The sequence below is a fragment of the Clostridium sp. MF28 genome, from assembly GCF_002969175.1.
GTDB lineage: Bacteria > Bacillota > Clostridia > Clostridiales > Clostridiaceae > Clostridium > Clostridium beijerinckii.
The window spans coordinates 1,234,304-1,248,659 of sequence record NZ_CP014331.1 but is presented as its reverse complement, the minus strand read 5'-3'; the positions used below and the strand labels follow the sequence as shown (position 1 = coordinate 1,248,659).

The following is a 14,356-nucleotide window of genomic DNA, read 5'->3' as shown; positions in this document are numbered from 1 at the left end:
GGATGGTTGTAGAGCAATTTGCATTTTATAAACTGAATGAGGTTGATAGCATTATTACGTTAGGTAAATTAGTGAAGGCCCAAGTAATATTTTTATTTGGTTCTAAAGAATTTATCTGCAATAAAGAAGTGTTTAATAAGATAAAAATAACATATCCTAATGCGGATATAATAGGCTGTACAACAGCTGGTGAAATATTTAATGACCAAGTAAATGATAATATTTTAACTGTAACAGCTGTTTATTTTGAGAGTACTGAAATAAAATTTTTGGTTACAGAATTAACTGACTTTAATAAATGTTATGAGAAAGGAATTGAAATAGCAAAAGCGATTCCAGTGGAAAATCTATCTCATGTATTTTTAATAGGTGAAGGTATAAACATAAATGGTAGTAAGTTAGTAGAAGGAGTTGTCGATGGATTACCAGAGAAAGTGAAGGTAACAGGAGGATTAGCTGGAGATTATGAAGGATATAAAGAAACTTTTGTAGTTGCGAATGATTATGGAAAAAAGAATTTAATAGCAACAATCGCATTTTATGGAGAAAAGATTAAGATTGGATTTGGATCGGTAGGTGGATTTGATACATTTGGAATAGAAAGAACAGTCACAAAATCAAAGGATAATATATTATACGAATTGGATGGAAAACCGGCATTAGATTTATATAAAGAATATTTGGGGGAATATGCAAGTAGACTACCAGTTAGTGGATTGTTATTTCCTTTAAATATAAGATCACGTGATAATAAATATAGCTATGTTAGAACGGTAGCAGGTATAGATGAAAAAACAAATAGTCTTAGGTTCGCAGGAGAAATACCAGAAGGTTACTATGGAAAACTTATGAGAGCAAATTTTAATAATCTAATAAATGGGTCAATTAAGGCAGCAGAAAATTCAATTACAAGTATTAATTGTGAAGATATTAAGTTGGCAATTTTGGTAAGCTGCAGAGGAAGACGTGTTGTTTTAAATCAAATTATAGATGAAGAACTTGAGGGAGTAAGAAGTATTTTAGGTAATGATGTTATATTTACTGGCTTTTATTCTAATGGAGAAATAGCGCCTTCAAATAAAAATAATGTGACTGAATTTCATAACCAAACAATGACAATTACACTCATAGGGGAGAAGTGAAAATATGAGAGATTATCATAAATTATTAAAAAGACAATTATCAAAGTATATTGGAGAAGAGAAAATTCCAGAAGAGTACAAAGCTTTTTTGGAGGCTGTAAATTCTGCTTATATTGAATTCGATAAGGATAGAATTCTGCTGGAAAGAAGCATCGAAATAAGTTCTAGGGAGTATAATGAGAACTTAGAAAAAATAGAAAAACTACAAGCGCAAATTGTTCATCAAGAAAAAATGGCTGGAATAGGTCAGCTTTCTGCCGGAATAGCTCATGAAATAAATAATCCTTTAGGATTTGTTAAAAGTAATATGTATATGCTAGAAAAGTATAAAGATAAGTTGAAAAATCTTTTGGAGTTATATAAGAATATTGAGGGAAATATAAAAATAACACATAAAGATTTATATGATTCAAATTTCTTTGAGATTGTTGAATACCGAAATAGAAATAAAATTGATTTTCTATTTGAAGATATGGATGATATAATATCAGAATCTGAAGATGGAATAGCTAGAATAGAGAATATTGTAAAAAGCCTTCTTGGATTTGCAAGAAAGGCATCTTCTTTAGAATATACCCAATATGATATAAATGACAATATAAAATCAACTATAACTATTGCTTATAACGAAATTAAATATTATGCAGTCATTGAAGAAAATTTTGAAGTGGTTCCAACAATAAAAGCAATTAATGGTGAAATAAATCAAGTATTACTAAATATATTAGTAAATGCTGCTCATGCAATAAAGTCAAAAGGAATTCAAGGTATAATAAAAATTCATACTTATTGTGAAAATAATTATGTAAAATGTGAAATAAGCGATAATGGAGTAGGAATTGCTGAAGAAAATATAAATAGTATTTTTAATCCATTTTTTACAACAAAACCAGTAGGTATGGGAACAGGATTAGGTTTAAGTATTTCACATGATATAATAGTAAATAAACATTCTGGAACTATAGATGTAAGTAGCAGGTTAGGAGAAGGCACTAAATTTACTATCTCATTACCTATAGGCGCTAAGGAAGATGATGATAATGTAAATGGAAAAATATCTTAATTTACATAAAAAATCTATACCATGATTCGAGAAAATAAACATTTTATAATTTACGGAGGTAAAAATGAGCAAAATATTAGTAGTATTTTATTCTTTTTCAAATACAACAAGAATGTTAGCAGAAGAAATAGCAAAACAAACGGGAGGAGATATTAGAGAGTTGATTCCTGAAAATTCCTATGCTTTCAATTATAATACAGCAGCAAAGGAAGTAAGGAATGAAATTGAAAATGGATATTGTCCAAAATTATTATCTGGAGAAGAACCAGTCAAGTCTTATGATTACATTTTTTTAGGTACTCCCAATTGGTTTAAATCATTTGCTCCACCAATACTAAGTTTTTTAAGAAACGTGGATTTGCAGGGAAAGACTATTATTCCTTTTTGCACTCATGGTGGGGGAGGTTTTGGGCAAATTCAAATCAATATTGCAAAAGAATGCCAGAAATCAACAATCCTTCCTGGTTTTGAAGCTATGAGTAATTTTAGTGAACAGCAGGTCAAAAACTGGATTGAGCAAATTGGTTTATAGGATAGAGAGAATTTGTTGATCATGGTCATAGGGTGGATGCAAAATCATTTGTAGCTCAAACAAAGTTCTTTTTAGATGATGATTTTCATAGGAGCATGCTTGAAAATCAATTAACTGGACTTTCTTACTATCTTTATGCAGCAGCAGAAATGTATGCTTCTTTAAATTAGTAAATACTTATAGGTAGTATATTTAAAGCAACAAAAATATTTTATGGTAGGTGAATTTATTTAGAATAGAATTTTATAAAACTATTATATTCTAATATGGTTTACCATAAATATTGTTCAGAATATATATTCTTAACAATATCTATTCTGAAGAATATTACCATATATATTCTTCAGAATATGCTTAAATAATGAGGGCTTGAAGGCTATACCTTCATAGTGTTTTTATTTCAATTGTATAATTAAGAAACAGATGAGAACCAAGTCCATGTGGAGGAGGTTCTCATTTTTTGCTAATAATAAAATTAACCATAAATCCCATGGTATAAAAAATCACTATGATCTATAAGCTATACTGTTAAAAATTAATTACTGAGAATTTAAAAGGTAGTCATTTGTTACATTAATAAAACTTTTAAGTAAAGGATTGATTTTTAAATTCTTACTTACTACAAATTTAATTTCTAATTCAGAAAAGTCATCTTTTAAATCATAAATGAAAAAATTATGATTTTTAGGCAAAATACTTTTTGGTAAAAGAGATATGCCAAGACCTTCATCTATGCCCCGAAGGATAGATTCTAGTGAATCAAATTCAATAATAGCAGCTCCTTTAGAGTTGTTATAACTCAACCATTTTTGTAAGAGTTTACGATAAGGGCAATCAGCATCTGAATTTACTATTATAGGAGATTGTAAAGCATTAATGGAATCAATGCTTATAGAAGATATTAGTGCAAGCTTTTCTTTAAATGTAATAACTTTTTTTATTTTTGAGGATGTAATTTCATCAGATATAAAAGCTCCATCTAATTCATTCTTTAAAATCATATCTAGAAGATTTTTTTGAGTTTCTGTTTTCAAGGTCAAAGATACTTCGGGATTTTCCTCATGAAATAAATAAAATAATTAGGTAAAACAGATGCAGAAATAGTTTGAGTAGCACCTATTTTAATAGTAGAAGAAATTTTAGGAGTAAGAAATTCATCATTAACTTCATCAATTAATTCAAGAATTTTATCTGCATACTTAAGAAATTTTTCTCCATTAGGTGTAATTACAGTTCCTTTATTGTTTCTTATAAATAAAGTAGTGTTTAATTTATTCTCCAGTAATTTAATTCGCATAGTTATATTTGATTGAGCATAACCAAGTCTTAAAGCAGCTTTTGATATAGATTTTTCATAAGCAACTATCTGAAATATTCTTAGATCATTAATTTCCATAGTATAGAAACCTTTCATTAAAATTAATTTACATTACCATCACTATTAGTGATATTAAAGATTATTTATAAGTATTATACAATTTTTATAATGGGAGTTAAACTGTAAGTGTAAAAGGAAAGGCATGAATTGAGCAATAATTTCATTTATGAATCAAAAATAAAGTTGGAACTAAAATTGAAAGGGAGGATAAAGAGAAATGATAGCAACTCAATATAAGATTATATTACCTAGCGATTATGATATGAGCATAATAAAGGATAGAGTAAAAAACAACGGATATAAAACAGATGGATTTGAAAATTTAAAGTTTAAATTATATCTAACAACAGAAAAAGGAAAAAATGAGAATTTGCAAAATAGTTATTGTCCTTTATATGTTTGGAAAGATAGTAATGGGTTAAATAAATTTTTGTTTAACGGTTTTTATGACAATATAATAACTTCTTTTGGATGGCAGAAAGTAAATGTGGGGATACCATTAATTGATACAATAACATATAAAATCAAAGATAGTAAATATGTATTTGAGATAGAAAGAGAAATAAAACCACATGAAAGCCTTAATAATTTTAAAGATGAAATAGAAAAAAATATTCCAAGTATTAAAGAAAGTGAATTCATAGTTATTTACAATCCTGATAAATGGAAATATCATGTATTTTTCTTCATAGATGATTTAAGCAAGATAAAATCAGTAGAAGGAACGACCTATGATATACTTCACATATCACAAGGAAAAATATAAATGCAAATTCATTTAGAATAATCTGGTGAAAATCTTCTTTTTTCAATAAGGTATATGGAGCTGTATGAAAGTCATATTTCAGAAGAAATCTTCATTTTTTATTTGGGAAAGTATAAAAACTTTCGATTTTTAAAGTGATATATATCAATAGTTATCAGGGAGTTGCCTTGTAAAAATATGATTAAGAATGAGCGTGACGTAGTTACATTATTTTTTATAAATTTATTGTTTCAGAACAAATGTTCTGATAAAATGTGTTTATAGTTCACTTTATAATTAAGAAAGTTAATAAACTCTAAGATTAGAAAATAAAGGAATGATTGTTATGAAAAAAGATGAAGAAAATCAAAAATACTCTGCTGAGCATAATAAGAAAATGGATGATAGTGACTTCCTACCATCAATAGAATTTCTCGAAAATATAGCCTGGGAGTACAACAGTAATGGCACCGAGAGAAATTTTGCTGAAAAGCTGGAAGCATGCAGACGTCAGAAATACAGATCTGCTGATGCATCAGCCCTCACAGAGGAGAGTGTGCGTATTGATTCTGAAAAATTAGATAGAGTTCCAGAAGGCAGATTCAATACAGAGGTTGATGGCGCACATTTTGAATGCTTTTATCAAGCCAGCGAATATGATTATCTTTACGTTGTACTCGATACCATGCGTGATGACAAGACAATTGCAAAAGGTCCACTTCCACGTTTTCATAAGTGGTCATGGTCTACGTTTCTGAAAGGACATTTATTAAGCATTGAAGATCCGATGTACTTTGAATCTGACATCTCTGTTGGATGGTTTTATGGGACAAAAGAACGAGATTACCGCGATGCTACGGCAAAGCTTGTTATGAGAGTGGCAAAACGCCTAGGCATCCCTAATGAGCATATCATTTTTTATTCAGTCTCATCAGGTGGAACATCGGGCTTATTCACTGCTGAAAAAATTTCTGGCAGCGTTGCAATAGCATCGAATCCACAACTTGATCTTACGCGTTTTCTTCCAAGTGCACTTGCTAATTTTAAAGAATGTACTGGCATTGATCTTGCCTATGAAAAGGAATATGGAGATGCAGGGCGTGTGGATTTTACTCATGTTTTATCTAGAAATAGCCTTTCTAAATACTTAGTTATTATAAATTGTCGCTCAAAGATAGACTTTAATGATCAGCTCATTCCATTCTGCAATGAACTTGGTATAACTCCTCGTTATGGTCTGCAAAAGGTAGGAAACTTAATTATATGGGTAATAGATGCCCCAGGTCCGCATCCGCATCTATATTATGAAAGTAAGACCATGTATTTTGCCATTGATTTCCTTGCAAAAACATTAGCAGAAGGTGGCGATATAGATAGGCTTAAATCACTATATATAATGTTCAGCGAGTTCTGGCATGAGAAGGCAGGGCTGATTGCGGGAGATCCTGAATGTTTAGATGATGCTGATTCAGTAGGAAAGTCGTTTGCTGAACAATTGAAAAGATAATAGTTGTTAAATTAAATAAGCTACAGGTCTAAATATCCCAAATTCATTATTAATGATGAATTTGGGATATTTTTTGTTTAATAAATACTATAGATAACCCAACTAAGACCTGAACTTATGCATATGACTCGCCGAAATAAGGATTATGCTATTGTTCCAGTTTCTAAGGAAATTATGATGGATGATTCTAAGATCACAAGTTGCGTCCAATATGCTAGCCTCAAAGGCAAGCTTTGAACTAGCATACTTGGAACAACTTTTAATCTAAGAATCAAAACCATCAAATTCCTAATGAAACATTTCACAAAAGCAGAATTCTTATTTCTAGTTACAATACATTTCATAGTATAAATCTAACTTATAATTAGGTTATCTATATATAGTTCCGCAATGAAATTTGCACTTATGCGTATACCTAACCGAAATGAATACGTATTTGTTCCATATGACTATGAAAATTTTACTGAAAAGTTATATATAAAAAGAATGAAGTTTTTATATAAAGTAGAAATATTTCTTTGAAAATTAAATATTAAATACTTACAAAATATACTATAATTAATAAAGGATGGCAAATGATTGCGAATGTATTGTTGGAGGAAACAAGATGGAGTATATGGGAAATAGAGAATACTGGGATAATAAATTTGCTAATAGAAGTGGTAATCCACTAAATCCAGAAAAATCGGTAACTGAAAATATTACATATTTCAAAAAAGGATCTGTTCTTGATGTAGCATGTGGAGATGGTAGAAATACTTTGTTTTTACTTAAAAATGGATTCGAAGTAACAGGTGTTGATTTTAGTAGTAAAGCTCTTGATAGACTTAAGACATTTGCTAAAAGAAATAATTATTTAGTTAATACAAAGCAAGTTGACTTAAGTATATCTAATTCTTTAAAGGATATTGGAATATTTGATAATATTTTAATCAATCATTACAGGTTAAGTAAAGAGCAGCTTGGAGACTTAGAAAATCATATAACTGATAATGGTATTTTATTTGTTTGTGGTTTTGGGCATAAGCATAAGGTTGATTCTAAAATTAGAAAAGAGGATCTTATTCAACCAGCAGATTTTGAAAATTTAAAGAAATCCTTTGAGTTAATTGAAAATATAGAAAATGAAGATGATAGAGGATTTCTTGTCACTTATATTTTCCGTAAAAAATCAGTGTAAGAAACAATATATAAATAGAATTAAATCATTATCTAACAAATTTAATACAGTAAATTAAGCAGATGTTTTCTGGAAAGTTGAATGATATATGTTTATATAATATTTTATATTTTGAATTTAAAAGAAAAATGTAAAAATAATATAGTTAATTTGTTTTAATTATCAGTAACTTGATAGCAATAATATTAAGATTATCCTTTGTAGAAAAGAGGTAACTATGACTGTTAAGAATTTTATAAGAAAAGATCCTGAAAAAGTATATATTATTACAGTTCTTTTAATTACATGGATTATTACAATTATGTTGTTTATTAATCCTACTATAGGTAAAAATGATTTTGCTTTAATCATGTTTATTCCTGCAATATTAGCTATTATCTTTAATAAGATTACAAATGATCATCAAGCAAATTTATTTAAAGACACAACTTTAAAATCAGTATTGTTTGGAATTTTCTACCCTATTGTTTTTATAGGTGTCTGCTCATTTATAGTTCAACTTACTGGTGTCGGAAATATCAGTATAAACAAGGAATTCACATTCAAAAGTATTATAATTCTAATACTGTCTGTAGTTATTGGTTTATTCTTAGCTTTGGGAGAAGAATATGGATGGAGGGGATATCTACTCCCTAGATTAACAAAAGATTATGGTAAAACGAAAGCAACTATAATTGTAGGTGTAGTATGGGGATTGTATCACATTCCTGCTGTTTTTCTTTTGGCAAAGGCAACTGGAATAGGTAATCCATTATTCCTATGTGTTATCCAAGCATTTGCTGCCTTTACATATAGTTTTCCTTCATCTTATTGTTACTATTCTTCAAGGAGTTTATTACCAGTACTATTTCTGCACTCGGTGTGGAATGTGGTTAATCCTTTGATGCTCGGTGATATTTATACAAACACATCTGGATTGATAGGTGGAGATATAATAAAAATAAATGGAGAAGGTGTACTTGGATGTATTTTAGGTGCAATGATGATTTTATATTTTGTAAAGCAATTTAGAAAAGAATATAAAGAGAAATATTAGTGGCATTTCAGCAAATGAAGCAGATGCAAAAGCTATAGATACAATTCAAAAAACAGGTAATTGGGGATATATTGGAAAATACATACCACATATGTCTGCTGATGGGATTAAACAGGTTGTATATATAACTCTAAACATTCAAACCCTTCTGAGCATAAGAATGCATCAGATTATATAAAGAACTAAATTTAATTGGGGGAAATAACCAGAAAGGGGGAAATGTAATTAAGAGGAAATATTTAATTATAGCAAGTATAATAGCTGTTCTAACTGGTATAGCATATATATTATTTCCAGAGAAATATCTTTTTGTAAAAAGTACAAATTTGAAAGATGATAGTTTGGCTGGAGTTTGCTTAATGGAACAAGTTGATATACAGGCTTTAGAAGAGAAATTTGGAAAATTGACAAATGATAATATTAATAAAAATGGATTAAGAGGTTTAGAATTTGATAATTATCCGTATTATGCATATTTCCAAATAGATAAAGATAATGAAGTTGCTTGGATATCAGTTGGATATCCTAATAAGTCAGATGATACAAAATTTGTAACAAGTAGAGGCATAGGCTCAGAGTCTAAATTTTCAGATGTATTAAAGGCTTATGGTGATAATTATGCAAAAAAAACTTATTCAGATTTTATGGGTAGCGGTGATGGATATGATGTCACATATATTGATAAGGAGCAAAAGACTTCAATTGAATTTGAGTTTAATGAAAGTGATCCTTATTCAAATAAAAAGGAAGAATTTCTTCACTATATTACTCTAAAAAAACTTATAAATTAATGGGATAAGAAATACGTTTCAATGGAAAAAGGAACAATGAGGTGATATATGAGTGCTATATGATAATATGTATATAAAGGAAATACGTCTCAAGAAAGAAATTCATAAAGATGATAGCTATATTAAAGAGTTACCTGTAGTTAATAACTTAACCAGCTTAGACATATCAAGAAATGTAACATTTTTTGTTGGTGAAAATGGTAGCGGGAAATCAACATTATTGGAAGCTATTGCTGTTAATAGTGGATTTAATGCAGAAGGAGGAACTAAAAACTTTTGTTTTTCATCAAGAGAAACACATTCAGATTTATATAAATATATTACTGTAGTTAAAGGTGTGCAGAGGCCTCGCGATGGTTTCTTTCTAAGGGCGGAAAGTTTTTATAATGTAGCTACAGAAATAGAGAAACTTGATTTAGAAAGCTCTGGGGGAGTTCCTGTTATAAAGAGTTATGGAGGTACATCATTACATAAGATGTCACATGGTGAAAGCTTCATTACACTAATGACAAATCGTTTTAGTGGAAATGGATTATATATCTTGGATGAACCAGAAGCTGCATTATCACCTCTAAAACAAATGGCTATGCTTACTATTATTAATGAACTAGTAAAGAAAAGATCACAATTTATTATTGCAACTCATTCACCAATATTAATGGCATACCCAGGTGCAGATATATTTGTTATTGATGATGATGGAATTACGAAAACTCCTTATAAAAAGACTGATAACTATATGATAACAAGAAAGTTTTTAGAAAATCCTGAAAAGATGATGGGTTATTTATTTGAATAGATTACATAGTAGAACTAAATAGCGTATTAGTAATATAAATTAGGGGGATGGGAAAGAAAAATGGATAAACAATATTTTATAAAAACCGCAGAAGACTTTGTTGAGAATTCACAAGATAACTATATAACAAAGGAAATAGCTATTTCAGAAAATGTTGTAGGAATGAAAATTTTTGATGCTCCAATTCTGGCATTTGGTTCTGATGATGATGAGTACTTTACATTATTGAAACAACCATCAGCAATTGGAAAACACTTCATGCTTCCAAAAGAGTGGTTACCACAATCAAAAACTGTGATATCATTTTTCTTACCATTTAGCGAAGCGGTTAAAAAAGGAAATAGAAGGAACATGTCATGGCCTTCTGAAGAATGGCTTCATGGACGTATTGAAGGTCAGGGTTTGTTAAATAAGTTGTGTATGCATTTAAAGTCTGAATTGATTAATGCAGGATATAACAGTATCGTACCTACTTTAGATGAAAGATTTTGGTCAAATGCTAATCATCCAAATCATGAAGAAAAATTTACAAGCAACTGGTCTGAAAGACATGCTGCTTTTGTATGTGGACTTGGAACATTCGGACTTTCTAAAGGACTTATAACAAAGAAAGGTATATCAGGAAGACTTGGTAGCATAATTACAGAATTATATTTATCACCTGATAAGAGAGAATACGAAAATATATATGAATATTGTTCAATGTGTGGTAAATGCGTAAAAAATTGTCCAGCTAATGCAATATCCATAGAAAATGGGAAAAATCATATCATATGCTCTGAATTTTTGGACAAAACAATGGAAAAACATAAGCCTAGATATGGCTGTGGAAAGTGTCAGATAGATGTACCTTGTGAATCTAGAATACCTAAACAGCATAATGTAAAATGAATATTATATTTATATTAATTTTTGGCATGAGCAACGTTACAATTAATTTGCTTTGATGATTTTATTCCATCTATATGTTTTCCTGAATTTTTAAATTACCTTAATATGTATTCAGTTATTTACTGGGAAATACAATTAATAGTTTTACTATATATTATCTTTAATTTCTAGTTATGAGTACTCTGGAATTGGAATATTGATCGATGACAAGCTACTTGTATCAAGATATTTAAAGCAAGTTCCAATTGCTGGAGTTGGTGTGTATAAACAGATAGGAGATTTACGGTCAAATTCAGCTCTTTGGGCTTCAACACAGAACTTTGATACATTAGGTTCTGGGGTTGCATTGAGGAATGAAACAAGCGAAAGTTTTGAAGGAAATTATAAGGTTAGGTACTTTATAAAAGAATATGAATCTCCTGTTTTTGATCTAAAAATTATAAGAAAGGATCAAAGTGATGATTTATATGACTTAAGTTGGTCCGTAAATAATCAAGTTCAATTACATGGAATTGGTACAACTCATGATAAACAGATGCTTTTGGCATATGGTGGAATAAATTTTGAATATGAAGTAGTTATTTTAAATATCGATAATCAAGGTAAATTAAGTGGAAAATGTGCTTCTGTAAGAAATAGTAGTGTTAATGAAGAAATATATATTAGATAATATGCTAAAATATTATTATTTAGGAGGTTAAATTTACATATTTCTTTATGCACAATATGTAGAATTGACATAGTAAAAAGTGGGTACCAATCTTTAATTCAGTATTATACATAATATGAAATATGTTATAACTTATTTGTGAAAAAACATGAATATTTATGTAGTCTTGTCATTAAATGCAGGAAGGAATATTTAGAATGAAAAAAATTACTAATATTATGTTAACTTGTATGATATGCATGCAGATGATTGGGTGTAATAATCAAAATGCAAATCTAAATGATAAATTAGTTGATAATAAAGAGAGTTTAACAAATTCGTCTACTAGTGAAAATTTTACAATAAAAGCTGTTGACTATAGCGAAGCCTTTAGTGGTATTCAAGGGTGTGCGATATTTTTAAATGATAATAAAAAAGAATATCAAATTTATAATGAAGAAGCATGTGAAAAAGAGGTATCACCATGTTCAACATTTAAGATAATTTCAACATTAATCGGTCTTAAGAAAGGTATATTAACTTCTGCTGAAACAAAAATGAATTATAATGGAACTAAATATCCTATAGATGACTGGAACAGAGATTTGAACCTAAAAGAGGCTTTTCAAGCATCCTGTATTTGGTATTTTAGATCTGTTATAGATAAAGTTGGCCAAGATAGCATGCAAGAAGAAATTAATAAAATTCATTATGGAAACTGTGATATAAGTGAATGGAAAGGTAGAAGTATTAATTCCTTTCCAGAATTAAATGGTTTTTGGTTAGAGTCTTCCTTGAAAATTTCACCTAAAGAACAAGTAAAGATTTTATCAAATATTTTTGATGGCAAAACTGATTTTTCTAACGAAAATATTGAAATACTTAAAGAAATAATGTTAGTAGATAAAATTAATAATGTTTTTGTATATGGTAAAACGGGTACAGGAGGCGAAGATAATGCCTGGTTTGTTGGAATGATTGAAAAGGGAGATGAAAAGTATTCATTTGCAGTTCATTTAAATAAAGGTAAGGGAAATGAAATTTCAGGACAAAAGGCAAAAGAAATTGCATTTAAGATTATAAACCAATATTACAAATAAGTATAAGTTTTATAAGATGAAAATGAATAGCAGATTTAGTATAAAAGTAATCAAGAGCAAAAGCGTAGTATGTAATTTTATTATACAATTTTAAAATTTTACGTAGTAAATTACAGTGATATTTTTTGAAAATTAAGTAATACTACCTTTACAAAATATATTACAATCAGTGAAGAATTAGGGATTTGAGCAGGATTTTTAGTCAAGAGTGAATTTTCACTTATAATATATATGAATAAAGAAAGGTGTGAATACTATAAATAACTTTTTTAAGCCAATGCTAACTTGTATAAGTAAATTAAGTCTATTTATAGGAAACTTATTAATGAGTATAATCGTCTTTTTCTATATGTCTTTTTTGCATGACTTAAGTCAATTATCGGCAGGGGTTTCACTATGGCATAGTACTGTTTTAGAGATGAGTACACTAGCGATTATTAGTTTTATTGGAACTATATTAGGTTTTATCACAAAACGCAATCACATGAAAAAGATTTGTACGTGTACAATTTTGGGATATTTATTATCAATTCTATCTACAAATGCCTATTACCATAAAAGAATCTACTTTAACTTTCCAATGCAAATGCCGGTAGGATTTATTTGTATAATTCCATTTATTATTTCTTTTCATTATATTTTAGATAGAAAGACATTTTAAAATAATAAAAACTTTTTAAGGTTATTTATTACAGGAATGCTTGGCTTTGAACTAATAATGTTAAAATAATAGTATGGAATATTAAAAGCATAATTCTAGTTCAAAATAATTAATTCACTGACAATGGTGAGCGAGTAAGACAAGCTAACCGCACAATTAATAATAGTAATTCATTGGAGAGTGATAATACATGAAAAGTGATAAAATGTTTCGAATAATATATTCTCTAACTATATTCGTATTATTTTTTTTAACTTTTTATATAGGATTTGAAATTATCAAATTGAAACACAATATAATTACTATATTATATTAACAATTATAAGCGGCTGTTTGCTACAGCTATGTGTAAAAATATTTAGTAGAAGAAATAAATGATACATTTCTTGAATTTTGGACAAATAAAAAAATAATTTACAGTATATGTTATAATAGAAATATAGAGGAAGAATAACTTCATTGCATTATTTGTATTATAAGGGGAATGATCTTTATGAATAGCTTGTTTTTAGGGTTTGTAGCTTGCTTTGTAGCATATTTTATAACGGACTTTTTTTGTCAAAAATTAGGTATAGAGAGATTAATAAATAGTAAAAGACATATGAGAATTAGCTTATTTCTAATTGCTGCAGTATTTAATATTATTGGCACATTAATTATTGAGAACTTTTCTTCAAGAGAATATCACTTTTTGCTTAAATCTTTTTTGGCTGGAGCAACTTTCTACTTTATTGTTTTTATATTGCCATTTAATAATAAAAAGATTAAGTAATAATATATTTACGATAACTATGAGGATAAAATCCAATATAGTGAAATAATTAAAGCTTAGTTTTATACAATAAATAAGCATAGAATTATTTTAGAAGTGAGATGTTCCTT

At 28.6% G+C, this 14,356-nt stretch carries 16 protein-coding genes and 1 pseudogene; 14 read left to right on the top strand and 3 right to left on the bottom strand.

Annotated elements, in window-relative coordinates; all coding sequences use genetic code 11:
* The first annotated feature begins 2 nt into the window (after nucleotides 1–2).
* The 4 genes and pseudogenes from AXY43_RS05465 to AXY43_RS05450 form a co-directional block, all read left to right on the top strand.
* Nucleotides 3–1,142, top strand: coding sequence for an FIST signal transduction protein (locus tag AXY43_RS05465; protein ID WP_023974483.1), 1,140 nt, complete (start codon nucleotides 3–5; stop codon nucleotides 1,140–1,142).
* Nucleotides 1,143–1,146: 4 nt separating this feature from the next.
* Nucleotides 1,147–2,205, top strand: coding sequence for an ATP-binding protein (locus tag AXY43_RS05460; protein WP_023974482.1), 1,059 nt, complete (start codon nucleotides 1,147–1,149; stop codon nucleotides 2,203–2,205).
* Nucleotides 2,206–2,269: 64 nt separating this feature from the next.
* Nucleotides 2,270–2,737 carry a flavodoxin gene (locus tag AXY43_RS05455; RefSeq protein WP_105411158.1) on the top strand — a complete coding sequence of 156 codons (468 nt, stop codon included), beginning with the start codon at nucleotides 2,270–2,272 and terminating at the stop codon, nucleotides 2,735–2,737.
* 17 nt (nucleotides 2,738–2,754) lie between these two features.
* Nucleotides 2,755–2,907, top strand: a pseudogene (locus AXY43_RS05450) (MerR family transcriptional regulator); the annotation flags it as partial.
* 369 nt (nucleotides 2,908–3,276) lie between these two features.
* Here the strand turns inward: AXY43_RS05450 and AXY43_RS27650 are convergent.
* Both AXY43_RS27650 and AXY43_RS27645 read right to left on the bottom strand, forming a co-directional pair.
* Nucleotides 3,277–3,771, bottom strand: coding sequence for a LysR substrate-binding domain-containing protein (locus AXY43_RS27650; RefSeq protein WP_243099173.1), 495 nt, complete (start codon nucleotides 3,769–3,771; stop codon nucleotides 3,277–3,279).
* Between the two features lie 2 nt (nucleotides 3,772–3,773).
* Nucleotides 3,774–4,133, bottom strand: a complete 360-nt coding sequence (locus tag AXY43_RS27645; protein ID WP_243099172.1) for a LysR family transcriptional regulator — start codon at nucleotides 4,131–4,133, stop codon at nucleotides 3,774–3,776.
* 199 nt (nucleotides 4,134–4,332) lie between these two features.
* Here AXY43_RS27645 and AXY43_RS05440 point away from each other — a divergent pair, with 199 nt between their 5' ends.
* Both AXY43_RS05440 and AXY43_RS05435 read left to right on the top strand, forming a co-directional pair.
* Nucleotides 4,333–4,881: a DUF4865 family protein gene (locus AXY43_RS05440; RefSeq protein ID WP_105411157.1), complete on the top strand. Its 549-nt coding sequence runs from the start codon at nucleotides 4,333–4,335 to the stop codon at nucleotides 4,879–4,881.
* 325 nt (nucleotides 4,882–5,206) lie between these two features.
* Nucleotides 5,207–6,367, top strand: coding sequence for a hypothetical protein (locus AXY43_RS05435; protein ID WP_105411156.1), 1,161 nt, complete (start codon nucleotides 5,207–5,209; stop codon nucleotides 6,365–6,367).
* Between the two features lie 143 nt (nucleotides 6,368–6,510).
* On the opposite strand, the gene AXY43_RS27640 is transcribed toward AXY43_RS05435, so the two are convergent.
* Nucleotides 6,511–6,711 carry a hypothetical protein gene (locus tag AXY43_RS27640; protein WP_243099171.1) on the bottom strand — a complete coding sequence of 67 codons (201 nt, stop codon included), beginning with the start codon at nucleotides 6,709–6,711 and terminating at the stop codon, nucleotides 6,511–6,513.
* A gap of 263 nt (nucleotides 6,712–6,974) precedes the next feature.
* Here AXY43_RS27640 and AXY43_RS05430 point away from each other — a divergent pair, with 263 nt between their 5' ends.
* From AXY43_RS05430 to AXY43_RS05390, 8 genes are all read left to right on the top strand, one after another.
* The gene (locus AXY43_RS05430) at nucleotides 6,975–7,547 is read left to right on the top strand and encodes a class I SAM-dependent methyltransferase (protein ID WP_105411155.1); all 573 of its coding nucleotides are present in this window, start codon (nucleotides 6,975–6,977) and stop codon (nucleotides 7,545–7,547) included.
* A 217-nt stretch (nucleotides 7,548–7,764) separates the two neighbouring features.
* Complete coding sequence (locus tag AXY43_RS05425) at nucleotides 7,765–8,583, top strand: type II CAAX endopeptidase family protein (protein ID WP_105411154.1); 819 nt, start codon at nucleotides 7,765–7,767, stop codon at nucleotides 8,581–8,583.
* 326 nt (nucleotides 8,584–8,909) lie between these two features.
* On the top strand, nucleotides 8,910–9,374 hold the full coding sequence (locus tag AXY43_RS05420; RefSeq protein ID WP_236892009.1) for a hypothetical protein: 465 nt from the start codon (nucleotides 8,910–8,912) through the stop codon (nucleotides 9,372–9,374).
* A 52-nt stretch (nucleotides 9,375–9,426) separates the two neighbouring features.
* Nucleotides 9,427–10,173, top strand: a complete 747-nt coding sequence (locus tag AXY43_RS05415) for an AAA family ATPase (RefSeq protein WP_012059635.1) — start codon at nucleotides 9,427–9,429, stop codon at nucleotides 10,171–10,173.
* A gap of 60 nt (nucleotides 10,174–10,233) precedes the next feature.
* A complete protein-coding gene (locus tag AXY43_RS05410; RefSeq protein ID WP_105411153.1) occupies nucleotides 10,234–11,064 on the top strand; it encodes a 4Fe-4S binding protein in 831 nt (276 codons plus the stop codon).
* 196 nt (nucleotides 11,065–11,260) lie between these two features.
* Nucleotides 11,261–11,734, top strand: coding sequence for a hypothetical protein (locus AXY43_RS05405; protein WP_242976351.1), 474 nt, complete (start codon nucleotides 11,261–11,263; stop codon nucleotides 11,732–11,734).
* 197 nt (nucleotides 11,735–11,931) lie between these two features.
* Complete coding sequence (locus AXY43_RS05400) at nucleotides 11,932–12,813, top strand: penicillin-binding transpeptidase domain-containing protein (protein WP_105411152.1); 882 nt, start codon at nucleotides 11,932–11,934, stop codon at nucleotides 12,811–12,813.
* 1,154 nt (nucleotides 12,814–13,967) lie between these two features.
* Complete coding sequence (locus tag AXY43_RS05390) at nucleotides 13,968–14,246, top strand: hypothetical protein (protein WP_065416036.1); 279 nt, start codon at nucleotides 13,968–13,970, stop codon at nucleotides 14,244–14,246.
* The last annotated feature ends 110 nt before the right edge of the window (nucleotides 14,247–14,356 follow it).